18 protein-coding genes are annotated in these 21,473 nt (G+C 66.7%); 15 read left to right on the plus strand and 3 right to left on the minus strand.

The window, feature by feature from the left end; genetic code table 11:
* Nucleotide 1: 1 nt before the first annotated feature.
* On the plus strand, nucleotides 2-1,891 hold the full coding sequence (locus M9978_RS07090) for an XrtA/PEP-CTERM system amidotransferase (protein ID WP_254292303.1): 1,890 nt from the start codon (nucleotides 2-4) through the stop codon (nucleotides 1,889-1,891).
* Here the strand turns inward: M9978_RS07090 and M9978_RS07095 are convergent.
* Nucleotides 1,888-2,331: an MAPEG family protein gene (locus M9978_RS07095; protein ID WP_254292304.1), complete on the minus strand. Its 444-nt coding sequence runs from the start codon at nucleotides 2,329-2,331 to the stop codon at nucleotides 1,888-1,890. The two genes, M9978_RS07090 and M9978_RS07095, sit on opposite strands and share 4 nt — an antisense overlap.
* A gap of 52 nt (nucleotides 2,332-2,383) precedes the next feature.
* On the minus strand, nucleotides 2,384-3,379 hold the full coding sequence (locus M9978_RS07100; RefSeq protein ID WP_254292305.1) for an alpha/beta hydrolase: 996 nt from the start codon (nucleotides 3,377-3,379) through the stop codon (nucleotides 2,384-2,386).
* 91 nt (nucleotides 3,380-3,470) lie between these two features.
* Between M9978_RS07100 and M9978_RS07105 the strand changes: the two genes are divergently transcribed.
* The 13 genes from M9978_RS07105 (at nucleotide 3,471) to M9978_RS07165 (ending at nucleotide 18,561) form a co-directional block, all read left to right on the plus strand.
* Entirely contained in the window at nucleotides 3,471-4,676 is a 1,206-nt protein-coding gene (locus M9978_RS07105; protein ID WP_254292306.1) for a saccharopine dehydrogenase family protein, read from the plus strand.
* Nucleotides 4,677-4,710: 34 nt separating this feature from the next.
* Nucleotides 4,711-5,880 carry a carboxynorspermidine decarboxylase gene (locus tag M9978_RS07110; RefSeq protein ID WP_254292500.1) on the plus strand — a complete coding sequence of 390 codons (1,170 nt, stop codon included), beginning with the start codon at nucleotides 4,711-4,713 and terminating at the stop codon, nucleotides 5,878-5,880.
* 28 nt (nucleotides 5,881-5,908) lie between these two features.
* Complete coding sequence (locus M9978_RS07115) at nucleotides 5,909-7,777, plus strand: ABC-F family ATP-binding cassette domain-containing protein (protein ID WP_254292307.1); 1,869 nt, start codon at nucleotides 5,909-5,911, stop codon at nucleotides 7,775-7,777.
* Nucleotides 7,774-8,676 carry a histone deacetylase family protein gene (locus M9978_RS07120; RefSeq protein WP_254292308.1) on the plus strand — a complete coding sequence of 301 codons (903 nt, stop codon included), beginning with the start codon at nucleotides 7,774-7,776 and terminating at the stop codon, nucleotides 8,674-8,676. Before M9978_RS07115 ends, M9978_RS07120 begins: the two co-directional genes overlap by 4 nt.
* 61 nt (nucleotides 8,677-8,737) lie before the next feature.
* Nucleotides 8,738-9,424, plus strand: coding sequence for a tetratricopeptide repeat protein (locus M9978_RS07125; RefSeq protein WP_254292309.1), 687 nt, complete (start codon nucleotides 8,738-8,740; stop codon nucleotides 9,422-9,424).
* A complete protein-coding gene (locus M9978_RS07130; RefSeq protein ID WP_254292310.1) occupies nucleotides 9,421-9,858 on the plus strand; it encodes a tetratricopeptide repeat protein in 438 nt (145 codons plus the stop codon). The genes M9978_RS07125 and M9978_RS07130 overlap by 4 nt, the downstream gene beginning before the upstream one ends.
* A 108-nt stretch (nucleotides 9,859-9,966) precedes the next feature.
* On the plus strand, nucleotides 9,967-11,874 hold the full coding sequence (locus M9978_RS07135) for a 2-oxoacid:acceptor oxidoreductase subunit alpha (protein WP_254292311.1): 1,908 nt from the start codon (nucleotides 9,967-9,969) through the stop codon (nucleotides 11,872-11,874).
* 49 nt (nucleotides 11,875-11,923) lie between these two features.
* Entirely contained in the window at nucleotides 11,924-12,649 is a 726-nt protein-coding gene (locus tag M9978_RS07140) for a hypothetical protein (RefSeq protein WP_254292312.1), read from the plus strand.
* Between the two features lie 31 nt (nucleotides 12,650-12,680).
* On the plus strand, nucleotides 12,681-13,706 hold the full coding sequence (locus M9978_RS07145; protein WP_254292313.1) for a 2-oxoacid:ferredoxin oxidoreductase subunit beta: 1,026 nt from the start codon (nucleotides 12,681-12,683) through the stop codon (nucleotides 13,704-13,706).
* A gap of 16 nt (nucleotides 13,707-13,722) precedes the next feature.
* Complete coding sequence (locus M9978_RS07150; protein WP_254292314.1) at nucleotides 13,723-14,700, plus strand: metal-dependent hydrolase; 978 nt, start codon at nucleotides 13,723-13,725, stop codon at nucleotides 14,698-14,700.
* The gene (locus M9978_RS07155) at nucleotides 14,697-16,064 is read left to right on the plus strand and encodes a cryptochrome/photolyase family protein (protein WP_254292315.1); all 1,368 of its coding nucleotides are present in this window, start codon (nucleotides 14,697-14,699) and stop codon (nucleotides 16,062-16,064) included. The genes M9978_RS07150 and M9978_RS07155 overlap by 4 nt, the downstream gene beginning before the upstream one ends.
* Nucleotides 16,065-16,123: 59 nt before the next feature.
* The gene (locus M9978_RS07160) at nucleotides 16,124-17,386 is read left to right on the plus strand and encodes an SAM-dependent methyltransferase (protein WP_254292316.1); all 1,263 of its coding nucleotides are present in this window, start codon (nucleotides 16,124-16,126) and stop codon (nucleotides 17,384-17,386) included.
* Nucleotides 17,387-17,397: 11 nt separating this feature from the next.
* Nucleotides 17,398-18,561 (plus strand): serine hydrolase domain-containing protein, encoded by a 1,164-nt coding sequence (locus M9978_RS07165; RefSeq protein WP_254292317.1) that lies wholly within the window; start codon nucleotides 17,398-17,400, stop codon nucleotides 18,559-18,561.
* Here M9978_RS07165 and M9978_RS07170 read toward each other — a convergent pair.
* The gene (locus tag M9978_RS07170) at nucleotides 18,558-20,858 is read right to left on the minus strand and encodes a hypothetical protein (RefSeq protein ID WP_254292318.1); all 2,301 of its coding nucleotides are present in this window, start codon (nucleotides 20,856-20,858) and stop codon (nucleotides 18,558-18,560) included. The genes M9978_RS07165 and M9978_RS07170 overlap by 4 nt on opposite strands.
* Before the next feature lie 81 nt (nucleotides 20,859-20,939).
* Between M9978_RS07170 and M9978_RS07175 the strand changes: the two genes are divergently transcribed.
* Complete coding sequence (locus M9978_RS07175) at nucleotides 20,940-21,233, plus strand: Hpt domain-containing protein (RefSeq protein ID WP_254292319.1); 294 nt, start codon at nucleotides 20,940-20,942, stop codon at nucleotides 21,231-21,233.
* Nucleotides 21,234-21,473: the final 240 nt, after the last annotated feature.

The raw sequence follows: 21,473 nt of genomic DNA on the forward strand, positions 1-21,473 counted from the left end.
GATGTGCGGGATTGCGGGGCTATATTATCCGGGCGTGCCCAAACCGGTCGAGCCGGCGCGGGTGCGGGCGATGACCGATGCGCTGGTGCATCGCGGGCCGGACGGGTCGGGCGTGTGGACCGCGCCGGGCGTGGGGCTGGGGCACCGCCGGCTGTCGATCATCGACCTGGCGGGCGGCGCACAGCCGATGGCGACCAGCGAGGACGATGCGGTCGTCAGCTTCAACGGCGAAATCTACAACTTCCTCGAAGTGCGCGCCGAGCTGGAGGCGAAGGGCGCGCGGTTCACCAGCAACAGCGATACCGAAGTGTTGCTGCACGGCTGGCGGGCATGGGGTCCGGCAATGCTGGCCAAGCTCAACGGGATGTTCGCCTTCGCGCTGTATGACGCACGGGCGCAGTCGCTGCTGCTGGCGCGCGACCGGCTGGGCGTGAAGCCGCTCCACTATGCCGAGCTCTCGGACGGGGCGGTGGCCTTCGCGTCGGAGATCAAGGGGCTGCTGGCGCATCCGTTGTTCCGCCGTTCGCCGGATTTCAATGCGGTCGAGGATTTTCTGGGGCTGGGCTACGTGCCCGACGACGCATCGGTGCTGGCGGGCGTGAAGAAGCTGCCGGCAGGGCATTATCTGCTGCTCGAACGCGGCAAGTCCGTGCCCAAGCCGGTCGAGTGGTGGGATGTCGATTTCTCGCAGCGGGCGACAGGCTCGCCGCGCGATCTGGAAGCCGAGCTGGTCGAGCATCTTCGCGTCGCGGTGCGCTCGCGGATGATGGCGGACGTGCCGCTCGGCGCGTTCCTGTCGGGTGGTGTCGATTCGAGCGCCGTCGTCGCGCTGATGGCCGAGGCGAGCCGGGCGGCGGTGAAGACCTGCACGATCGGGTTCGACGAGGCAGGCTATGACGAGACAGCGCATGCCGCGCTGGTCGCCGAGCGCTTCCGCACCGAGCATCGCGTCAAGACGGTGGCGGCGGACGACTTCGCGTTGATCGACACGCTCGTCCATCATTTCGACGAACCCTTTGCCGACGCTTCGGCGCTGGCGACCTACCGCGTGTGCGAGCTAGCGCGCGAAACGGTGACGGTGGCGCTGTCGGGCGACGGTGCGGACGAGGCGCTGGCGGGGTATCGGCGGTACAAATTCCACGCTGCCGAGGAGCGGGTGCGCGGCCTGCTGCCGTCGAGCGTGCGGAGCGTTTTCGGAGCGCTGGGGCGGGTCTATCCCAAGGCTGACTGGGCGCCGCGGCCGATGCGGGCGAAGACGACGCTGTTGGCTTTGGCCGAAGACGGGGGTGCGGCTTATGCGAAAGCGGTGGGGGTCACGGTACCTTCAGTGCGGTTCGGGCTCTATACCGACGCGGCGCGGGCGCAGCTGGGAGGGCATCGCGCGGAACAGCGCTATGTCGAGACGATGCGGTCGGCGCCGGCTCGGGACGGGCTCGATCGCGCGCAATATGCCGATTTCAAGCACTGGCTGCCCGGCGACATCCTGACCAAGATGGATCGCACCAGTATGGCGGTGAGCCTGGAGGCACGCGAGCCGCTGCTCGACTATCGCTTCGTCGAGTTCGCGGCGACCTTGCCGGCGTCGCTGCGGATCAAGGGCGGGCAGGGCAAGTGGCTGATGAAGAAGGCGCTTGAGCCCTATCTGCCCAAGGACATTCTCTATCGGCCCAAGATGGGGTTCGTGACGCCGGTGTCGGCCTGGTTCCGCACGGCGCTGGCGGACGAGGCCGCCGATTTGGCGCGCTCGCCGGTGCTGGCCGGAAGCGGGTGGTTCGAGCCCAAGGCGATCGCACGGCTGGCCGAGGCGCATCGCAGCGCGCGCGCCGAGCATGGGCGGACGCTGTGGCAGCTGATGATGCTGGAACGGAGTTTGGCGCGGCTGTTCGGCTAACCGTGCAGATGCACATCCCAGAATGCCATCGCGGCATGGACGGTCAGCATCAGCAACGGGATGGTCGCCAGCACGAAGAGCGCAAAGCGAACGATCACGCGATTGATCATGACCTGCACCAGACTGTGCGCGACGCGCAGCACGACATAGGCCCAGGCGATCGTCGCGTTGAGGCCGTCACCCTGACCCATCACCGACAGCGTCAGCGCGACGGCGTAGAACAGCGTCGGCTGTTCCATCAGGTGATTGTAATTGTCGGCGGGCCACTGGTCCTTGCCGGCGATGATCTGGCGTAGATCGGCACCGGTGCCCCCGACGCGACCGGCGATGTCGATCTTCGCGGCGCGCATCGCTGGAATGCGCTTGATGTAGAGCCACAGCCACATCACGAGCGACCAGCCGATCAGCGCGATCACGGGTCCCAGAATTTCGCTGCGCATGACGATCCCCTTTGCCCGACCGGAAGCTGCGCCGATCCTGTCGGCTTTGCAACTAGCGCAGGTGGGTGGCCGTCCAGGTCGCGAACCAGTCCAGCCATTTCGCCCCGGGATTGCTCGCCGGTAGCCGCGACGCGCCGAAGCCGTGGCCGCCGCGTTCGAGCAGATGCGCCTCGACCGGTACCTTGTGGCGGCGGGCGGCTTCAGTCATCGCGATACTCTGCGCCACGCCGACGACGCTGTCGTCCATTGCATGGACGAGGAACAGCGGCGGCGTGGCCGGTGTGACACGCGCGACCGCATCGTAGCGCGCCGCAGTCTGTGGAGCAGGATCGGGGCCGAGCAGGTTGGCGGCGGAACGGCTGTGCGTGCCGGCGGTGGCAAAGCTGGTGACGGGATAGATCAGGCCGGAACATGCCGGACGCGCCGGAAGCTGATCGGCGGCGTCGCGGCCGCGATAGACCGGATCGGCGTGACCGACGGTCAGCGTCGCGGCGAGATGACCGCCCGCTGAAAAGCCGCAGACGCCGAGCTTTGCCGGATCGATGCCAAAGGCAGCGGCGCGCGCACGTATCAGCCGCATCGCCCGTTGCGCGTCCTGAAGCGGCACGTCGGCGCGGTTGAGCCAACTTTCGCCGGGCAAGCGATAAACGAGCACGAACGCGGTTATGCCATGCGCGTTGAGCGCGCGCGCGACGCCGATCCCCTCGTTCATCAGCGCCACGAAGCCATAGCCGCCGCCGGGAATGACGAGCATTGCGCGGCCATCGGGGCGGGTCGGGCGGAAGACGCCGATATGCGGGTGGCGGATGCCGGTCACGCGCTCGATCGACTGGCCGGGTGCAAGCGGCGGCACGACGGACGACGGCGTGGCCCCGGGCGGCGAACCGGGGGGCAGACCGGGCCACAGCATGAAATGTTCGCGCGGTGGCCAGATCGGTATGGGCGCGAACACCGCTGGTTGCGATTGCGCGTTGGCGGTCTGGATCCCGGTGAAGCCGAGCGCCGCCGCCCCGGTGATGAAGTTCCTGCGGTCGATCGTCGTAGCCATGTCACATTGCTAACCGAGAGGATCGGCCTTTGCATCCCGGGCGTTGTGCCCATATGGGGCGGAAATCCCGGACAGTGGAAAGGACTATGGCGTGAAGGACGTTCTCGTAATCGGCGCAGGCGGCGTTTCATCGGTCGCGGTGCACAAGATGGCGAAGAACCCCGATCTGTTCGGGAAGATCACGCTCGCCAGCCGCCGGCGCTTCAAATGCGATGCGATCGCCGAGTCGGTGAAGCAGCGGTTCGGCGTGACGATCGACGTCGCCGAGGTTGACGCGGACGACGTGCCGGCGACGTCGGCGCTGATCGAAAAGGTGAAGCCGAACCTGCTGGTCAATCTGGCGCTGCCCTATCAGGACCTCAACCTGATGGACGCGTGCCTGAACACCGGCGTCGATTATCTCGACACTGCGAATTACGAGCCGCGCGACGAGGCGCGGTTCCATTATGGCTGGCAGTGGGATTATCAGGACCGCTTCAAGCAGGCCGGGCTGATGGCGCTGCTCGGCTCGGGCTTCGATCCGGGCGTGACCAGCGTGTTCGCGATGTACATCAAGAAGCACCTGCTCGACACGATCCGCACGCTCGACATCCTCGACTGCAACGGCGGCGATCACGGCCAGCATTTCGCGACCAACTTCAACCCCGAGATCAACATCCGCGAGATCACCGCGCCCGCGCGGCACTGGGAGAATGGCGACTGGGTCGAGACCCCGGCTTTGTCGACGCGGCAAGTGTTCGAGTTCGATCAGGTCGGCGCGAAGAACATGTACCTCATGTATCATGAGGAACTGGAGAGCCTGGCCAAGTTCATCCCCGAGATGGAGCGCGCGCGCTTCTGGATGACGTTCGGCGAGCAGTATCTGACGCATCTGCGTGTGCTGCAGAATGTCGGCCTGACCTCGATCGAGCCGATCATGTACGAAGGCCGCGAGATCGTGCCGCTGCAGTTCCTCAAGGCCGTGCTGCCCGAGCCCTCGACTTTGGGCACCACGACCAAGGGCAAGACCAATATCGGCGACATCGCGACCGGCACGAAGGACGGGGAAGAGAAGACCTTCTACGTCTATAATGTGTGCGATCACGAGGATGCGTTCGAAGAGACCGGCAACCAGGCGGTTAGCTATACCACCGGCGTGCCGGCGATGATCGGCGCGGCGCTGATGTTGAACGGCACTTGGAAGGGCGAGGGCGTGTTCAACATCGAGCAGTTCGATCCCGATCCGTTCATGGACATGCTCAATAAGCATGGCCTGCCCTGGCAGGTGCATGAGCTGGCCGAGCCGCTGAAATTCTGATCCGATGACCGACACGCGCGCCGAACCGCCGGTCATGTCCACCAAGGCCGGCGATCCGGGCGCATTCGCCCGGTTCGACCTGTCGCGCGTTCCGTCGCCGTGCTTCGTCGTCGATGCGGCGGCGGTTGAGCGGAATCTCGCGATCATCGCCGATGTGCGCGACCGGGCCGGGGTGAAAATCCTGCTGGCGCTCAAGGCCTTCTCGATGTGGTCGCTGGGCGATCTGGTCGGCCGCTATCTCGACGGCGTGGCGACGTCGGGCCTGTGGGAGGCCAAGCTCGCCGCGGACCATTATCATGGTGAGATCGCGACCTATTGCTCGGGCTACAAGGCCGCGGACATGGCGGAAGTGTGCCGGCTCTCCGATCATGTGATCTTCAACACGCCATCGCAGCATGCGGCGATGCGCGGCGAGCTGGATGCGGCGCGCGTCCGCGGCGAGCGCTTCGATGTCGGACTGCGGCTCAATCCGATGCATTCGGAGGGCGAGGTCCAGAAATACGACCCTGCGCAGCCGCATTCGCGGCTGGGGTTTCCGGCGGATCAGTTGGAGCCGGAGCATCTCGAAGGCGTGGACGGGCTGCACGTCCATTCGCTGTGCGAGCAGGATTTCCCGCCGCTGCGGCGGACATGGGAAGCGCTTCGCCCAAGGATCGCGCCTTATTTCGGGCAGCTGAAGTGGCTGAACTTCGGCGGTGGGCACCACATCACGCGGGCGGATTATCAGCGCGACGATCTGGTCGCGTTCCTGAAGGATGTGCGCGCGGAGACGGGACTCGAGGTCGTGCTGGAACCGGGCGAGGCGATCGCGCTGGATACCGGCATATTGGTCGGTGAGTTCGTCGATCTGTTCGACAATGGCATGCCGATCGGCGTCGTCGATATCTCGGCGACCTGCCACATGCCCGATGTGATCGAAGCGCCCTATCGTCCGGCGATGCTCGGCGAGGGGGGCGATGTGCTGGTACGGCTTGGCGGGCCTTCCTGTCTGGCGGGTGATATTCTCGGCGATTACGCGTTCGCGGGGCGGCCGGTGCCGGGGCAGCGTTTCGCGTTTCTCGATCAGGCGCATTATTCGATGGTCAAGACTACGACCTTCAACGGCGTGCCGCTGCCGAGCATCGCGCTGTGGGACAGCCGCAGTGACGAACTGCGTGTGGTGAAGTCGTTCGGGTATGAGGATTTCGAGGGGCGGCTTTCCTGAACCGCAGGGCGATGCTAGGCGCGCGCCCATGCTGAACCTTTCAGGAATCACCGTCCGTCTCGGCGGACGCACGATCATCGACCGCGCCAGTGCCGCATTGCCGCCGCGTGGGCGGATCGGGCTGGTCGGGCGCAACGGCGCGGGCAAGTCGACTCTGGTCAAGGTGATCGCCGGGATGATCGACCCGGACGACGGCAGCGCCGAGATGCCGCGCGGGGCTCGGCTGGGCTATGTCGCGCAGGAAGCGCCAGCGGGGAAGACCACGCCGTTCGAGACGGTGCTGGCGGCGGACATCGAGCGCGCCGCGCTGATGCAGGAGGCGGAGGGGCTCGAAGATCCGCACCGGCTGGGCGAGATCCATGAACGGCTGGGCGCGATCGACGCTTATTCGGCGCCGTCGCGGGCGGCACGGATTCTGGTCGGGCTGGGGTTCGACGAGGAGGCGCAGCACCGACCGCTCGACAGCTTTTCGGGCGGGTGGCGGATGCGCGTGGCGCTGGCGGCGTTGCTGTTCAGCCAGCCCGATCTGCTGCTGCTCGACGAGCCTTCGAACCATCTCGATCTGGAAGCGGTGTTGTGGCTGGAGGACTTTTTGCAGTCCTATCCGGCGACGATCGTGATCGTCAGCCATGAGCGCGATTTCCTGAACAATGTGGTGGACCACATCCTGCATCTCGAGCGCGGCAAGCTGACGCTCTATCCGGGCGGCTATGACAGCTTCGAACGCCAGCGCGCGGAGCGGCAGGCGCAGCAGGCGGCGGCGCGCGAGAAGCAACTCGCCGAGCGGGCGAAGCTACAGGACTATGTCGCACGCAATTCCGCCCGCGCCTCGACCGCCAAGCAGGCGCAGTCGCGGGCCAAGGCGCTGGCGCGGATGCAGCCGATCGCGGCGGTGGTCGATGATCCCAGCCTGGCGTTCGGCTTTCCCGATCCCGATCAGCTGCGCCCGCCGCTGATCACGCTGGATCACGCCAGCGTCGGTTACGATGGGAAACCGATTCTTCAGCGGCTCAACCTGCGTATAGATCCGGACGACCGCATCGCGCTTCTCGGCCGCAACGGCAACGGCAAGACCACGCTGGCACGCCTGCTCGCGGCGCAACTGACGCCGATTGATGGCGAGAAATCGGCGTCGGGCAAGATGCGCGTGGGCTATTTCACTCAGTATCAGGTCGAGGAACTGCACAGCGACGAGACGCCGTTCGACCATATGCAGCGGCTGATGGAAGGCGAGAAGCCGTCCTTCGTGCGCGCGCAGCTCGGCCGGTTCGGCTTTGCCGGTGACAAGGCGATGACTCAGGTCGGCAAGCTGTCGGGCGGGGAGCGCGCGCGGCTGGCGCTGGCGCTGATCACGCGCGACGCGCCGCACATGCTGATTCTCGACGAGCCGACCAACCATCTCGACGTCGACGCGCGCGAGGCGCTGATTCAGGCGCTGACGGCGTATCAGGGCGCCGTGGTGATCGTGAGCCACGATCGCCACATGATCGAGATGACCGCCGACCGGCTGGTGCTGGTCGATCAGGGGACGGCGCGGGCGTTCGACGGCAATCTCGATGACTATATCGCCTTCGTGCTGGCCAAGGAGCCCAAGGCCGAGGGTGGCAAGGGGGGCGTCAACCGCAAGGATGCGCGGCGCGAGGCGGCCGAGGCGCGCGAAAAGGGCAATGCCATGCGCAAGGCCGCCAAGTCGGCGGAGGCCGAGCTGGCCAAGCTCAACGAGCAGCTGAGCGCAGTCGATCGGGCGATGTTCGATCCCTCTTCTGCCGCGCCGGCGCTGGCCAAACTGACGATGACCGAGCTGATGAAGCAACGCGGCGCGCTGGTGAAAGCGATCGAGGCGGCGGAGCTGGCGTGGATGGAGGCGAGCGAGGCGCTGGAGGCACTGGCGGCGTGACTCGAGCGGCCGCCATCGCGGTCGTCCACCATCCGCTCTATGTCGCGCCCGCGCCGGCGCGCAGCCAGTACCAGTGGAACAAGAACGGGCTGGTTCGCGACCTGCTGCGCGACCTTGGCGGGGCGCTCGAATGGCATGAGCCAGAGCCGATGCCGCGCGCGTGGGTCGAGGCGGTGCATGATCCCGAATACGTCGCCGAGGTGATCGAGACGCGGGTGCCGCCCGAAAAGGCGCGGCGGATCGGCTTTCCGGTGACGGAGGCGGTGGCGAAACGGGCGTTCGCGGTGCCGGGCGGAACCTATCTCGCCGCCAAATTGGCGCAGCAATTCGGCTTCGCGGCGAACACGGCGGGCGGGAGCCACCATGCGCTGCACGATACCGGCGCGGGCTATTGCGTGTTCAACGACCTTGCCATTGCCGCCCACCGCCTGGCGAGCGAAGGCGAACGCGTGCTGATCGTCGATTGCGACGTGCATCAGGGCGACGGGACTGCGGCGCTGATGGCCGAACGGATCGATGTCGCGACCTATTCGATCCATGCCGAGAAGAACTTTCCGGTGCGCAAGGCGCGTTCGACGCTGGATGTACCGCTGGCGGACGGCGCGGACGACGCAGCGTATATGGACGCGCTGACGACGACCTTGCCCGGGCTGATCGATGATTTCGCGCCCAGCCTGATCCTCTATCAGGCGGGGGTCGATCCGTGGGAGGGCGACCGGCTGGGGCGGTTGAAGCTCAGCCGCGAGGGACTGATCGTGCGCGACAAATGGATCGCGACACTGTCGCGGCGGCGCGGACTGCCGTTGGCAAGCGCGCTGGGCGGCGGCTACGGGATTGACGCAATGGAGGTATCGGCGCGGCATGTCGCGTCGATTCTCGCACTCGGCGGGCCGGACTAAGCGCTAGCATGGCGCCATGCGGATGATTCGCCTGGCGATTGCCTCTTCACTTGCACTGTCGTTGAGCCAGCCCGCGTTCGCCGCGCAGCGCTGGCCATTCAGCTACGAAGTGTTGATGGCGTTTCAGCGCGGCGATTTCGCGGCGGTGCTGGCCGCCTTGCGCGCCGATCTGGCGCGGTGCAAGGCGGCCGCGCCCGATGCCGACCAGTGCCTCGACCTGCTGCTCGGACTGGCCAACGTCGCAGCGATGGCGGGCGAGCTTGAGGGGGGCGAGCTTCATGCCCGCAGCGCCGTGGCGCTCGCCGAGCGAAGCTTGCCCGCCGGGCATCCTGACATCGCCACGAGCTGGAATAATCTGGCGGTGAATCTGAACATCCAGGGCCGCCATCAGGAGGCCGAGCCGCTCTATCGCAAGGCATTGGCATTGCGCGAGGCCGCGTTGCCGCCCGGACATCGCGATCTGGCCGCGAGCTGGAACGGCCTCGCCTCCAACCTGAACGCGCAAGGCCGTTTCGCCGAGGCGGAGCCGATGTTCCGCAAGGCGCTGGCCTTGAACGAGGCGGCAGCGAAACCCTATCCGCCCGACATCGCGACCAGCTGGAACAATCTGGCGGCCAATATCGATGCGCAGGGCCGCTATGCCGATGCCGAACCGCTGTATCGCAAGGCGCTGGCGCTGCGCGAAGCGGCGTTGCCGGCGGGACACCCGACATCGCGGCAAGCTGGAACAACCTGGCGGCCAATGTGAGTGCGCAGGGCCGCCATGCCGATGCCGAGCCGTTGCTGCGCAAGGCGCTGGCGCTGCGCGAGACGGCGCTCCCGGCGGGGCATCCCGACATCGCGGCGAGCTGGAACAATCTCGCCGCGAATCTCATCGAGCAGGGGCGGCGCAGCGAAGCGGAACCGTTGCTGCGCCGGGCGCTGGCGATCTGGCGCACCTTGCGCCCGACCCATCCGCAGCGGATCGACGGGCTGCGAGCAGTCGCGTTGACGCTGCAGCATCAACGGCGTTCGCTCGCCGAAGTGCGCTCGCTTTACCGGCTGGCAGGGGCCGGGGCGATGGAGCGGATGCAGTCATTCGTCGGCTTCACGCCGGCCGCGGAGGCGGAGCTGCGCCGATATCGGCCGATCTTCACCGGTCAGGTACGCGCCGCCTGGGGTCTTGCTGCCCGCAAGCGATGAAACACGCGCGCGAAAAGAAGCGGTTGCAACGGCCATCCATCATTCTACCTTCCGCTATAAGCTCCCCGGGGCGTAGAGGGAGCGTAAATGTTTGCAGGAAGAGACTGAATGGCCAGCGCCGTGCACCAGGTGACGCCCGAGGAGGCGTCGGCCAATCCGCAGCCCGAAGCGGTTGTCGTAAGGTTCGCCGGTGATTCCGGTGACGGGATGCAGCTGACCGGCGGTCAGTTCACGCTCTCCGCTGCGCTCGCGGGTAACGACCTGGCGACCTTTCCCGATTTTCCGGCGGAGATCCGCGCGCCGCAGGGGACGTTGTTCGGCGTCTCCGCGTTCCAGATCAACTTCGGGTCGGTGGCGATCGAGACCGCGGGCGATGCGCCCGACGTGCTGGTGGCGATGAACCCGGCGGCGCTGAAGACCAACGTTCCCGATTTGAAGCCCGGCGGGCTGATCATCGCGGACGAGGGCGAGTTCAACAAGCGTAACCTGGAAAAGGCCAAGTACGCGGCGAATCCGCTGGAGGACGACAGCCTCGCCAAATGGCAGCTGCTGAAGCTCAACATCTCGCAACTGACGCTCGAAGCGGTGAAGCCGTTCGGGCTCGGCAACAAGGAAGCGCTGCGCTGCAAGAATATGTGGACGCTCGGCCTCGCGCTGTGGATGTTCGACCGCGATCGCGAGCCGCTGGTGCAGTGGCTCAAGGACAAGTTCGCCAAGGCGCCTGATCTGGCGGAAGCCAACATCGCCGCACTCAATGCCGGCCATGCCTATGGCGAAACCGCAGAGCTCGGCGCGCAGGGCATCGGGCAGCTGCATGTGCCCGCGGCGCCGGTCGAGCCGGGGCTGTACCGCACTGTGACGGGTGCGGATTCGATCAGCATGGGACTGGTCGCGGGCGCGCAACTTGCGAACCTCAAACTGTTCTATGGCGGCTATCCGATCACACCGGCGTCGGCGATCCTGCACCATCTGGCGCGGCTCAAGGAGTTCGGAGTCACCACTTTCCAGGCCGAGGACGAGATCGCGGCGATCGCCTCGGCGCTGGGCGCGTCTTACGCTGGTCAACTCGGCGTGACCTGCTCGTCGGGGCCGGGGATCGCGCTCAAGGGCGAGGCGCTCGGCCTTGCGATCATGACCGAACTGCCGCTGGTCATCGTCAATGCGCAGCGCGGCGGACCCTCGACGGGTCTTCCGACCAAGACCGAACAGTCGGATCTCTATCAGGCGGTCTATGGCCGCAACGGCGACGCGCCGCTGCCGGTGATCGCGAGCCGATCGGCGGCGGACTGTTTCGACTGTGCGATCGAGGCGGTGCGCATCGCGACCCAGTACATGACCCCGGTGATGCTGCTGACCGACGGCTATCTCCAGAACGCCGCCGAGCCGTGGAAGGTGCCAGACATGGGCGATTACGCGCCCTTCCCGGTGACGTTCCATGAGACAGTCCCGGCCGAGGGCGAGACGTTCCTGCCCTATGCCCGCGACGAGAAGCTCAAGCGCCCGTGGGTCAAGCCGGGCACGCCGGGGCTGCTGCACCGCATCGGCGGGATCGAGAAGGCGCAAGGGTCGGGCAATCTCGATTATTCGGCGGACAACCATCAGGCGATGACCAACATCCGCCGCGACAAGGTGCTGGGCATCGACATCCCCGATCAGGCGATCGAGCAGGGCGAGGCGGGCGGCAAGCTGGTCGTGGTCGGCTGGGGTTCGACCTATGGCCCGATCACCCAGGCGGTGCGGCGCGCGCGCCGCCAGGGGCTGGACGTCAGCCACATCCATATCCGGCATATCTGGCCGATGCCGAAGAATCTCGGCGACCTGCTCAGAAGCTATGACCGTATCCTCGTGCCCGAGATGAACACGGGGCAGCTCAAGACCGTGCTGCGAGACCAGTTCCTCGTCGACGCCACCCCGCTCAACAAGGTCAGCGGCCAACCCTTCCGCATCCATGAAATCGAAGCGGCGATCGGCGCCTATTTCGACGCGGATGGCAGCATCAAGGCGGTCAATTCGTGAACCGGGAGCGGTCATTGCGGGGGGAAGCGGGATGAAGCGAGCACGTCCGTTGCACATTTCCCGTATCGCCTTGATCGGCATTGCGATGGTCGGCGCGTCGGCCTGTAGCGAGAAGGGCGATGCGCCCGGGCAGGGTGACAATGCGACGGCTGCCGCGTCGGGCGCTGTCCCTGCCGCCAAGCACACGCCGAACCCGTCGATGCAGGCCCCGCCTTCAAAGGCATTCGGCCAGTTCGAACGGATCGATGCCGGCAAATTCCACAGCACCGAGCAGTTCACCGTGTTCAACCCGGCGGCATTTCCCGGCACGGTGGACAGCATCCAGTATCAATATGTCTATACCGATGACCGCCTTGCGAGCGCGCGTCCCTATAATTTCGACGTCACGCTGAAGATCTTCAAATTCGCGTCCGCCGCGCAAGCGAAGGCGAGTCTCGACCGTGGGATCGCCGGAGCGATTCCGATCGCGGAGGCGGGCAAGGTCCAGCTGCCGCCGTGCAGCGGGCAGAAACGCGACGCCGATCAGTTCGTCGGGCCGGACAAGATCGTCAAGACGATACCCAATCCGCGCGGGGGCGAGGTCACGATCCGCCAGCCCGGCGACTTCAACATGTATGATTGCACGCGTGGCCATAACCCAGAGGAAAGTGCGGTCTGGGTCGAGGGCGAATATTATTTCGTCGCGAGCGCGCTGGCGTTGAAAGTGGGCGACAAACCCGAAGGCCGGGTGGAAGATCTGGCGAAGGACTACCTCGCAGCGCTCGGCCCGCGTTGATGGCCGAATTGAATAGCAGGCTGATAGCATCATGAACGAGATCACGACCATCCGCCCCAGCACGCCCAAGGACTGGGAGACCGATCAGGAAGTCCGCTGGTGTCCCGGCTGCGGCGACTATGCGATCCTCAAGGCCGTCCAGCGCACCATGCCGGAGATCGGCGCGACGCCAGAGAATACCGTGTTCATCAGCGGCATCGGCTGCTCGAGCCGGTTTCCCTATTATATGGAGACCTATGGCTTCCATACGATCCATGGCCGCGCGCCGGCGGTGGCGACGGGGGTGAAGCTTGCCAACCCGGACCTCGACGTGTGGATCATCACCGGTGACGGGGACGGCTTGTCGATCGGCGGCAACCACACGATGCACCTGTTGCGCCGCAACCTCGACTGCCAGGTGCTGCTGTTCAACAACGAGATCTATGGGCTGACCAAGGGGCAATATTCCCCGACCAGCCGGGTGGGCACGCGCAGCCCCTCCACGCCGTTCGGTTCGGTCGACCGTCCCGCCCGGCCGTGCGCGTTTGCGCTGGGATCGGGCGCGCGGTTCATCGCGCGCGGGATCGACGTACACAAGAATTTGCCGAGCGTGCTCAAAGCGGCGCATGCGCATCGCGGCGCGGCGTTCGTCGAGATCTTCCAGAACTGCATCGTCTATAATGATGATGTGTTCGCGCCGTTCACCGAGAAAGCCAATGCCGGGCATCAGCTGTGGCTCGAGCATGGCCAGCCGATGGTCTTCGCCGGCGGCACCAAGGGGATCGCTCTCGATACCGAGAGGCTGACGCTCAAGGTTGTGGACATCGCCGATGGCGACACGTCCGGGGTGATCGTCCACAACGTCACCAACCGCGCGATCGCGCATATGCTGGTCGAGATGCCGTTCGGGCCGTTCCCGATGGCGCTGGGCGTGCTCTATGACGATCCCGCGCCGACGTTCGAGAGTGCGGTCGTGGCGCAAAATGCCGCCGCTAGCGAGGGCAAGGTCGCCGACCTGCAGAAACTGGTCAGCAAGGGACAGACCTGGATGGTCGAAAAGGAACCGCACGCGATCTGAACCGTAGCGTTCGCGCATGGACAATCTCACCCACAGTCTGATCGGGGCACTGATCGGGCAGACCGGCCTCAAGAAGCTGTCCGGGCTCGCGATGCCGACGCTGATCGTCGCCGCGAATATCCCCGATCTGGACGCGGCGTGCAGCGTCTATGGCACCCAGTCGCTGGCGATGCGGCGCGGGCTGACTCACGGGCCGGTGGCGATGGCCGTGCTGCCGCTGCTGCTGACAGCGATCATGGTCGGGTTCGACCGGTGGCAGACGCGGCGCGGCAAGCGGCCCGCGGCGCGACCGCCAGTCCGCCCCCTGCATCTGCTGTTGCTCGCTTATGTCGGCACGCTGAGCCATCCGGCCTTCGACTGGCTGAACAATTACGGGATCCGCTTGCTCGAACCCTTTTCGAGCCGCTGGTTCTATGGCGACAGCATCTTCATCATCGACCTGTGGATCTGGGCGATGCTGATCGGTGGCCTGATCTGGTCGTGGCGTGCGGAACGGCAGGGCGGCGATTGGGCGCGGCGCGGGAGCATCGTCGCCGTGGTGCTGTCCGCCTATATCTTCGGCAACGGTGTCACGACTGGTGTCGCCGAGGCGCGCACGGCGCAGTGGGTCCGCACCACTTATGGCATCGAACCGGAGCTGGTGGTCGCCAGCCCGGTGCCGATCGCCTTCTGGCAGCGCGAGATGCTGTGGCGGGGCGGGGGGCAGCATGGCCGGCGCGATCTCAACCTTGCCGGCGGCTGGTTGCCGACGCTGGTCGGGCAGGCGACTGCCGGCCCGGTTCCGATCGGCATGGACGATCCGCGCATCGTCATGGCGGTGCGAACCGATCCCGATGCGCGCGCCTTTCTGTTCTGGTCGCGGATGCCGTTCGCGCAACCCCAGCCTGACGGCAGCATCGTGCTGCGTGACCAGCGGTTCGGCAATCCGCTCGTCGGCGACCGGTTCAGCGTGCGCATCGCGCCCGGACTGCGGAGTGCGGACCGTGGCGAATGACCAGTATCGTCTGGTTTCGCCGGGATTTGCGGTTGTCGGATCAGGCGGCGCTCGCCGCTGCGGCGCGCGAGGGGCCGGTTATTCCGGTCTATGTGCTGGATGACGACACGCCGCGCCACCGCGCGATGGGTGGGGCCTCGCGCTGGTGGCTGCATCATAGCCTTGCCAGCCTCGACGCCGCGCTGCGCGACAAGGGCTCGCGGATGATCTTGCGGCGGGGACGCTGCGAGGAAGTGCTGGCGGCGCTGGCGAAGGAGACAGGGGCGGAGCGGGTCCATTGCATCCGGCATTACGAGCCGTGGTGGCGCAATGCCGAGCGTGCGGTGGCGAAGCAGGTCGACCTGGTGTGCCATGACGGCAATTACCTGGCGCCGCCGGGATCAGTGACCACGGCAACCGGTGCGCCCTACAAAATCTACACGCCGTTCTGGCGTGCGTTGAAGCAATGGATGCCACCCGCGCAGCCGCACGACCGGCCACGCGACATTCCCGTGCCGTCGCAATGGCCTGCATCAGAGAAGCTCGCGGATTGGGCGCTGTTGCCGAAAAGGCCCGATTGGGCGGCCGGGTTTGCAGCCGAGTGGACCCCGGGCGAAACCGGTGCGCGCGATCGGCTGGCCGATTTCGCCGACCATGCCGCGCGCTATGACGCCGAGCGCAACCTGCCGTCGATCGAGGGCAGTTCGCGGCTGTCACCGCATCTGCATTTCGGTGAGATCTCGCCCGCGGCGGTCTGGCATCGCGTTGCCGATGCCGGTGGATCGGTCGATGTGTTCCTGAGCGAGATCGCATGGCGGGATTACGCGCAGAATGTGATCCTGCAGTTACCCGACTATGGCGCGAAGAACGGGCGCGAGAAATTCGACGATCTGCCCTGGCGATCGGGCAAGGCCGCGGCGGCCGATCTTCGCGCCTGGCAGCGGGGGCGGACCGGCTATCCCATCGTCGATGCCGGGATGCGCCAGCTGTGGGCGACCGGCTGGATGCACAATCGGGTACGGATGATCGCCGCGTCGTTCCTGATCAAGCATCTGCTGATCGACTGGCGCGACGGCGAACGCTGGTTCTGGGATACGCTGGTCGATGCCGATTACGGCAACAACAGCGTCAACTGGCAATGGGTTGCGGGGACCGGCGTCGATTCAAATATGTGGGGCCGGATCATGGCCCCGCTTGGCCAGTCCGAGAAGTTCGAGGCGGGCGATTACATCCGCGAATGGGTGCCCGAACTGGCCGGGCTCCACGATATGGTGATCCACGATCCCGAGGCGCAAGGCTGCCGGCCCGAGGACTATCCTGCGAAGATCATCGGGCATCGCGAGGCGCGTGAGCGGTCGCTGGCGGCAGGGCGCAAGGTGCGCTGACGTTTGTCGCTTGCCCGATTCGGATCCGCATGGTTTGTGCGCGCGGGATGCGGGTGACGATGAATAGCAGGGTGGCAAGTAACAGAGGCCGCCGGAATGGCCGGGGCAATGGCGCGAGGGCGCCTGGGCAAGGGTGGCTCGCCGCGCTGCTGACCCCATTGCTGCACAAATTGCTCGACCGGATCGATGCCGGGCTGGCCGAGGGTGCGATCGAAGCGACGCTGCCGGGCGGGATTGCGCGCAGGCTGGGCGGGCGCGTGCCGGGGCCGGTCGCGGTGGTCGAGATTCGCAGCTGGCGGGCATTGTGGCGGCTCGCGACGGGCGGGTCGGTCGGCTGGTATGAAGCGTGGCAGGCTGGGGAGTGGGCAAGTCCCGATCCGGTGCCGCTGTTCGACCTGTTCGTGCGCAACCGTGCGACGCTCGGCAATACCGGGCGCGCGCAGGGAACAACGCGGCTGGCGAAGCGGGTGTGGCACCGGCTGCAGCGCAACGACCGCGACGGCGCGCGGAAGAACATCGCCTATCACTATGATCTGGGGAATGACTTCTACGCGCCGTGGCTTGATCCGGGGATGACCTATTCGAGCGCGCTGTTCGCTGAGGCGCGCATGACGCTGCAAGCGGCGCAGCACGCGAAGCTGGCGGCAGTGCTGGCGCGAACCGGGACGGTCGCAGGCGAGCGCATCCTCGAGATCGGCTGCGGCTGGGGATCGTTCGTGGAGCTTGCCGCGCGCGGCGGGCGGCGGGTGCACGGGATCACGTTGTCGACCGAGCAGAAGGCGCAGGTCGAGGCGCGGATCGCGGCGGCCGGACTCGATGGTGTGACCGTCGGGCTGACCGACTATCGCGACGTCACCGGCACCTTCGACGCCGTGGCGAGCATCGAGATGGTCGAGGCGGTGGGGCAGGATTTCTGGCCCGATTATCTCGGCACGATCGCGCGGGTGCTGAAGCCGGGCGGGCGCGCCGCAATCCAGTATATCGCGATCGATGATGCGATCTTCGACGCCTATTCGCGCAATGTCGACTTCATTCAGACCTATGTCTTTCCGGGCGGGCTGCTGATCTCGGAGCGCCGCTTCCGCAAAATTGCTGCGCAGCATGGTCTAAGCTGGCACGATCGGCATGCGTTCGGGCTCGACTATGCCGAGACGCTGAGGCGCTGGCGCGAGGCATTCGATGCGGCGGTGGCGGAGGGGCGGCTGCCGGCGGAATTCGATGCGCATTTCCTCGACTTGTGGCGCTATTACCTGATGTATTGCGAGGGCGGATTCCGCGGCGGCGGGATCTGGGTGGCGCAGGTGACGCTGGTCAAGAGTTAGGAGCGAGGCGGATGCGGGCGGCGTGGATCGGACTGAGCGCGCTGGCGCTGTGGGGATGCGCGCCGGTCCAGCAGGCCGCTGCGCCACCGCGTGCCGATACGCGGGAAGCCGCGCGGCTGCGGCAGGTCGGCGCGGCGGTGCTGTTCTGGTCGGCTGAGGAACGGCTGCGCAACTTCCCGGCGATGGAGCGGGTGTTCCCGGGCCATGTGGTGAAGGCGGGTGGGCGGGTGAAGCCGTTGCCCGATGGCACGCCGTTGCCGCTCGATACGGGCGAGGTCGATGCGTTCATGGCGGCGCAGAATGTCGCCGGGCTGATCGTGGTTCAGGGCGGCATGGTTCGGCTGGAGCGTTACGGATTGGACCACCGCCGCGACGGGCGGTGGACGAGTTTTTCCGTGGCGAAGTCGGTGACCTCGACGCTGGTCGGCGCGGCGATCCGCGATGGGTACATCAAGTCGCTTGACGAGCCGGTGACCAGATACATCCCTGACCTTGCCGGCGGCGGCTATGACGGCGTGACGATCCGGCAGATCCTGACGATGACGTCGGGCGTGCGCTGGAACGAGGACTATACCGATCCCAATAGCGACGTGGCGCGGATGTTCGCCGAGGCGGTGACGCCCGGGGCGGATCCCACCGTCGCTTATATGCGCAAGCTGCCGCGCGCCGATCCGCCGGGCGCCAAATTCGTCTACAAGACCGGCGAGACCAACCTGATCGGGGTGCTGGTGCGGCGGGCGACGGGGAGGAAGCTGGCCGATTATCTCAGTGAGAAGGTGTGGCGGCGTTACGGCATGGAGCATGACGCTTTCTGGATGACCGACCAGAGCGGCGCGGAGGTCAGCGGCTGCTGTCTGTCGGTGTCGTTGCGCGACTATGCGCGGATCGGGCTGTTGTCGCTGGAGGGCGGCGAGGGGATCGTGCCTGCGGGCTGGTTCGCCGATGCGACGCGGACGCATGCGACCTTTCCGGGCGGTGGCTATGGCTATCAGTGGTGGACGATTCCCGGCGGCGGGTACGCGGCGCAGGGGATTTTCGGGCAGGCCATTTTGGTCGATCCGGCGAACAAGCTGGTGATCGCGATCAGCAGTGCCTGGCCCAAGGCGACCGATCGCGAGATGGCGCAGGCGCGGCTGGCGTTCGCGATGAAGGTGCTGGCGGCGGCGAAGCGTTAGGCGCGCAGCCGTTCGATCGCCTGCGCCAGCGCGACGTAGAGCTTGCCCATGTCGGACGAAAGCAGCGTCACGCCGAGCGGCGAGCCGTCGCGCAGCGCGAGCACCTGGCGCAGCATCGCCTCGAAATCGTGAATGTAGCGGTTGACCTGCTCTCGGAATTGCGGGTCGCTTTCGTGCAGCGATGCGATCTCGCGCGCTTCACCGCTGTCGAGCAGGCGCACCGCGCGGCGGGTGAAGACGCCGCGGTCGCCCTTGAGATAGGCGGCCCAGGCGCTGTCGGTGACTTCGTGCGAGAACGCCTTGGTGATGTCGATCGAGGCGGAGTTGAGCGCTTCGACCAATAGCGACACGCGGCGGGCGAAGCCGTCCTGATCGGCCGCCTCGCGCTCGGCACGGGCTTCCTCGATCCGGCGTTCGACCGCGGCGGAGGCTTCGCCGATCGTCAGCATCTGTTGAGTCAGGCGTTCGGAGGCGCGGGCGGCGGCGTTGACCGAGGCCTCGGCGACTTCGCCCAGCTCGACCAATTGCTGGCGCACGCCCGATTCGATCGCGCGGCGCATCGCGGCGCTGCCGGCTTCCTCGAGCTGGCGCGACGCTTCGGGGACGAGCCCGCTGAGCGTTTCGCGCGCCTGATCGGCGGCAACGCGGGCGGTCTCACGGATGCGGAGCAGCGCGTCGACGAGCTGCGGCGCGGCATCCTCGGCGAAGCGGCGCGCATTGGCCACGGCGCGGTCGACGATCTCCTCGAGCTGATCGGTCTTGGTGTGACCCGAATCGAGCGTCTCGATCAGCGCAGCCTGCGTCTTGAGCAGCGTGTCGCGCTGGCGGCCGACGACGTCGGCGATCGCCTCGATCGCGTCGTGGGTACTCTCCGCAGCAGTGACCAGCGCGAGCAGCTCGGGCTTGGCGCCCGCGATGACGGTGCGGGTCGCGTCGATGCGGCTTTCGAGCCGCTCCAGCGCTTCCGGCATCGTCTCGTCGATCTCCCGCGCCGAGGCGTCGAGCGCCACGAGCAGGTTTTCCGCGGTGGTGATGACATGGCCCGCGGTCTCGTCGCCGATCCGCAACGTCTCGGTCATCGCCGCGGTCGAGCTGTCGAGCGCACTGATCGACGCGGCGAGCGCCTGGGTGCGCTCCATCCCAGCGCTGTGCAGCGACGCCATCTGGCCATCGGCCTGAGCAATGCCACCGGTGACCGAGGCGAGCATGATGTCGATTCGCGTCTGCTCCTCACCGAGCTTGTCGGCAATGCGGCCGATCGTGCCTTCGACCTCGGTGATTCGTGCGCCGACGGTGTCGATGCTCTCGCGCCCGGCAGCGTCGAGCGACGCCTGGTTGGTGGCGAGCATCGCCAGCATCGCGTCGCCCTGTGCGGCAATGCCCTTGCGCGCCTCGTCCACCGCCGCAGCGGTGCGGTCGAGGATGGCATCGACGGTCGTGGACATTTGCGAGGCGACGCCTTCGAGCCGGGCGCCGGCAGTCTCGCTGGTCGCTTCCATCTTGGCGATATGCGCGGCGAGGCGCTGGGCGGCGCCACCGGCGACCTCGTCGGCGACCCGGCCGCGTTCGGTGAGCGCGGCGAGCTGCGCGTCGAGCGCGGAGGCGTGTTCGCCGGCCCTGAGGCCCGCGGCGTCGAGCGTCGCGGCCATGCCGGTCATTTCCTCATGCGCCCTGGGCAGCGAGGAGAGGACGATGGCGACGCTCTTTTCGGCGGTGGCCGAGCTGTCGACCAGCGTGCGCGCGCTGGCGTCGAGCGAGCGCGCTTCGGCGGCCATGCCGTTGGAGACGGCCTGGAGCCGTTCGGCGGCGCCGTCGCCCATCGCCATCAGCGCGGTGGTCTGCGCGGCGAGCGCGGCGCGGTTGCCCTCGATCTTGCGCGAGAGGGTGGCGATGGCGCGTTCGAGGCTGGCGGCCTCCGACCGCATCGCGCGGGCGGTGTCGCGGAAGCGGCGGGCTTCGGCGTGGCTGGAGCGGCGGGCGAGCAGCCAGACGAGGCAGACCAAAGCGGGGGGCACGCACAAGGCGGCGATGATCTGCACCAGCTGAACCGGCGGCATCGGCGTGCTGAGCGCGGGGTGGAGCAGCCAGCCCATCACGCCGAACCAGATCGCGATCAGCCCGAGCGCGAGCACCGGCACCGCCCATTCGCCGCGGGCGCGGTAAATCTCTTCTTCCTCGGCATCCTCGGCCGGATCATAGGCCGGATGCGCGGCCGTGGCCGGTGCTGATTCCTCGACGAGCAGCAGCTCGTCATCCGCGACGGGCGCTAGGCCGGCCGATGTCGTTCCCCCGTTCATTGTCCCAATCTAGCACGGTTCCGGGGGTGGCGGGAAGCGCGCAGAAACCACTCGTTAAACACGCAATTCTAGGGTCGGCGGATGGCATATGATCCCGGTGCAATCGATGCGACTCTGGCGGCGGCGGTGGGCGACGAGCCCGGGCTGATCGCTGAACTTCGCGAGGCGTTCCTCGACAGTGCGAAGCGCGCGCTGGGCCTGCTGGCAGCAGCGGACGATCCCGAAGGGTGGCGCGGTTCGGCGCTGCGGCTCAAGGGGCTGGCGGCGAGTTTCGGCGCGGTGCGGCTGATGGCGCTGGCGCAGGAAGCAGCGGATGCGCCGGCGGGGGACAGCGCGGTGCTCCGGAAATTGCAGCGGGCGGTGGAGCGGCTTTGATCGCTGACGGTTGAGCGCGTAAAGTCACAAAGGTCCCGACATCTATCGCGAGGTGCGCGGTTGACGAAGTTGACAGTTTTGACGGGTTGTCATGCGCGGGTGTTGCGCAGAGCAAGCTGACGATTTCAAAGAGCGGCGTTGAGCTGAGCAGGCGAAATCCTACATTTCAAGCAACAGATGATCGGACAATCCTCCCCCGCCAGGGGGAGGTGGCACGCGCAGCGTGACGGAGGGGGCGGA

It is taken from the genome of Sphingomonas tagetis, assembly GCF_024211275.1.
Taxonomy (GTDB): domain Bacteria; phylum Pseudomonadota; class Alphaproteobacteria; order Sphingomonadales; family Sphingomonadaceae; genus Sphingomonas; species Sphingomonas tagetis.

Excerpts from the sequence above, each read along its gene's own strand:
- M9978_RS07090 (WP_254292303.1), top strand. The coding sequence starts at position 2 with ATGTGCGGGATTGCGGGGCTATATTATCCGGGCGTGCCCAAACCGGTC.
- M9978_RS07095 (WP_254292304.1), bottom strand. The coding sequence starts at position 2,331 with ATGCGCAGCGAAATTCTGGGACCCGTGATCGCGCTGATCGGCTGGTCG.
- M9978_RS07100 (WP_254292305.1), bottom strand. The coding sequence starts at position 3,379 with ATGGCTACGACGATCGACCGCAGGAACTTCATCACCGGGGCGGCGGCG.
- M9978_RS07110 (WP_254292500.1), top strand. The coding sequence starts at position 4,711 with ATGTCCACCAAGGCCGGCGATCCGGGCGCATTCGCCCGGTTCGACCTG.
- M9978_RS07115 (WP_254292307.1), top strand. The coding sequence starts at position 5,909 with ATGCTGAACCTTTCAGGAATCACCGTCCGTCTCGGCGGACGCACGATC.
- M9978_RS07135 (WP_254292311.1), top strand. The coding sequence starts at position 9,967 with ATGGCCAGCGCCGTGCACCAGGTGACGCCCGAGGAGGCGTCGGCCAAT.
- M9978_RS07145 (WP_254292313.1), top strand. The coding sequence starts at position 12,681 with ATGAACGAGATCACGACCATCCGCCCCAGCACGCCCAAGGACTGGGAG.
- M9978_RS07150 (WP_254292314.1), top strand. The coding sequence starts at position 13,723 with ATGGACAATCTCACCCACAGTCTGATCGGGGCACTGATCGGGCAGACC.
- M9978_RS07155 (WP_254292315.1), top strand. The coding sequence starts at position 14,697 with ATGACCAGTATCGTCTGGTTTCGCCGGGATTTGCGGTTGTCGGATCAG.
- M9978_RS07160 (WP_254292316.1), top strand. The coding sequence starts at position 16,124 with ATGAATAGCAGGGTGGCAAGTAACAGAGGCCGCCGGAATGGCCGGGGC.
- M9978_RS07165 (WP_254292317.1), top strand. The coding sequence starts at position 17,398 with ATGCGGGCGGCGTGGATCGGACTGAGCGCGCTGGCGCTGTGGGGATGC.
- M9978_RS07170 (WP_254292318.1), bottom strand. The coding sequence starts at position 20,858 with ATGAACGGGGGAACGACATCGGCCGGCCTAGCGCCCGTCGCGGATGAC.
- M9978_RS07175 (WP_254292319.1), top strand. The coding sequence starts at position 20,940 with ATGGCATATGATCCCGGTGCAATCGATGCGACTCTGGCGGCGGCGGTG.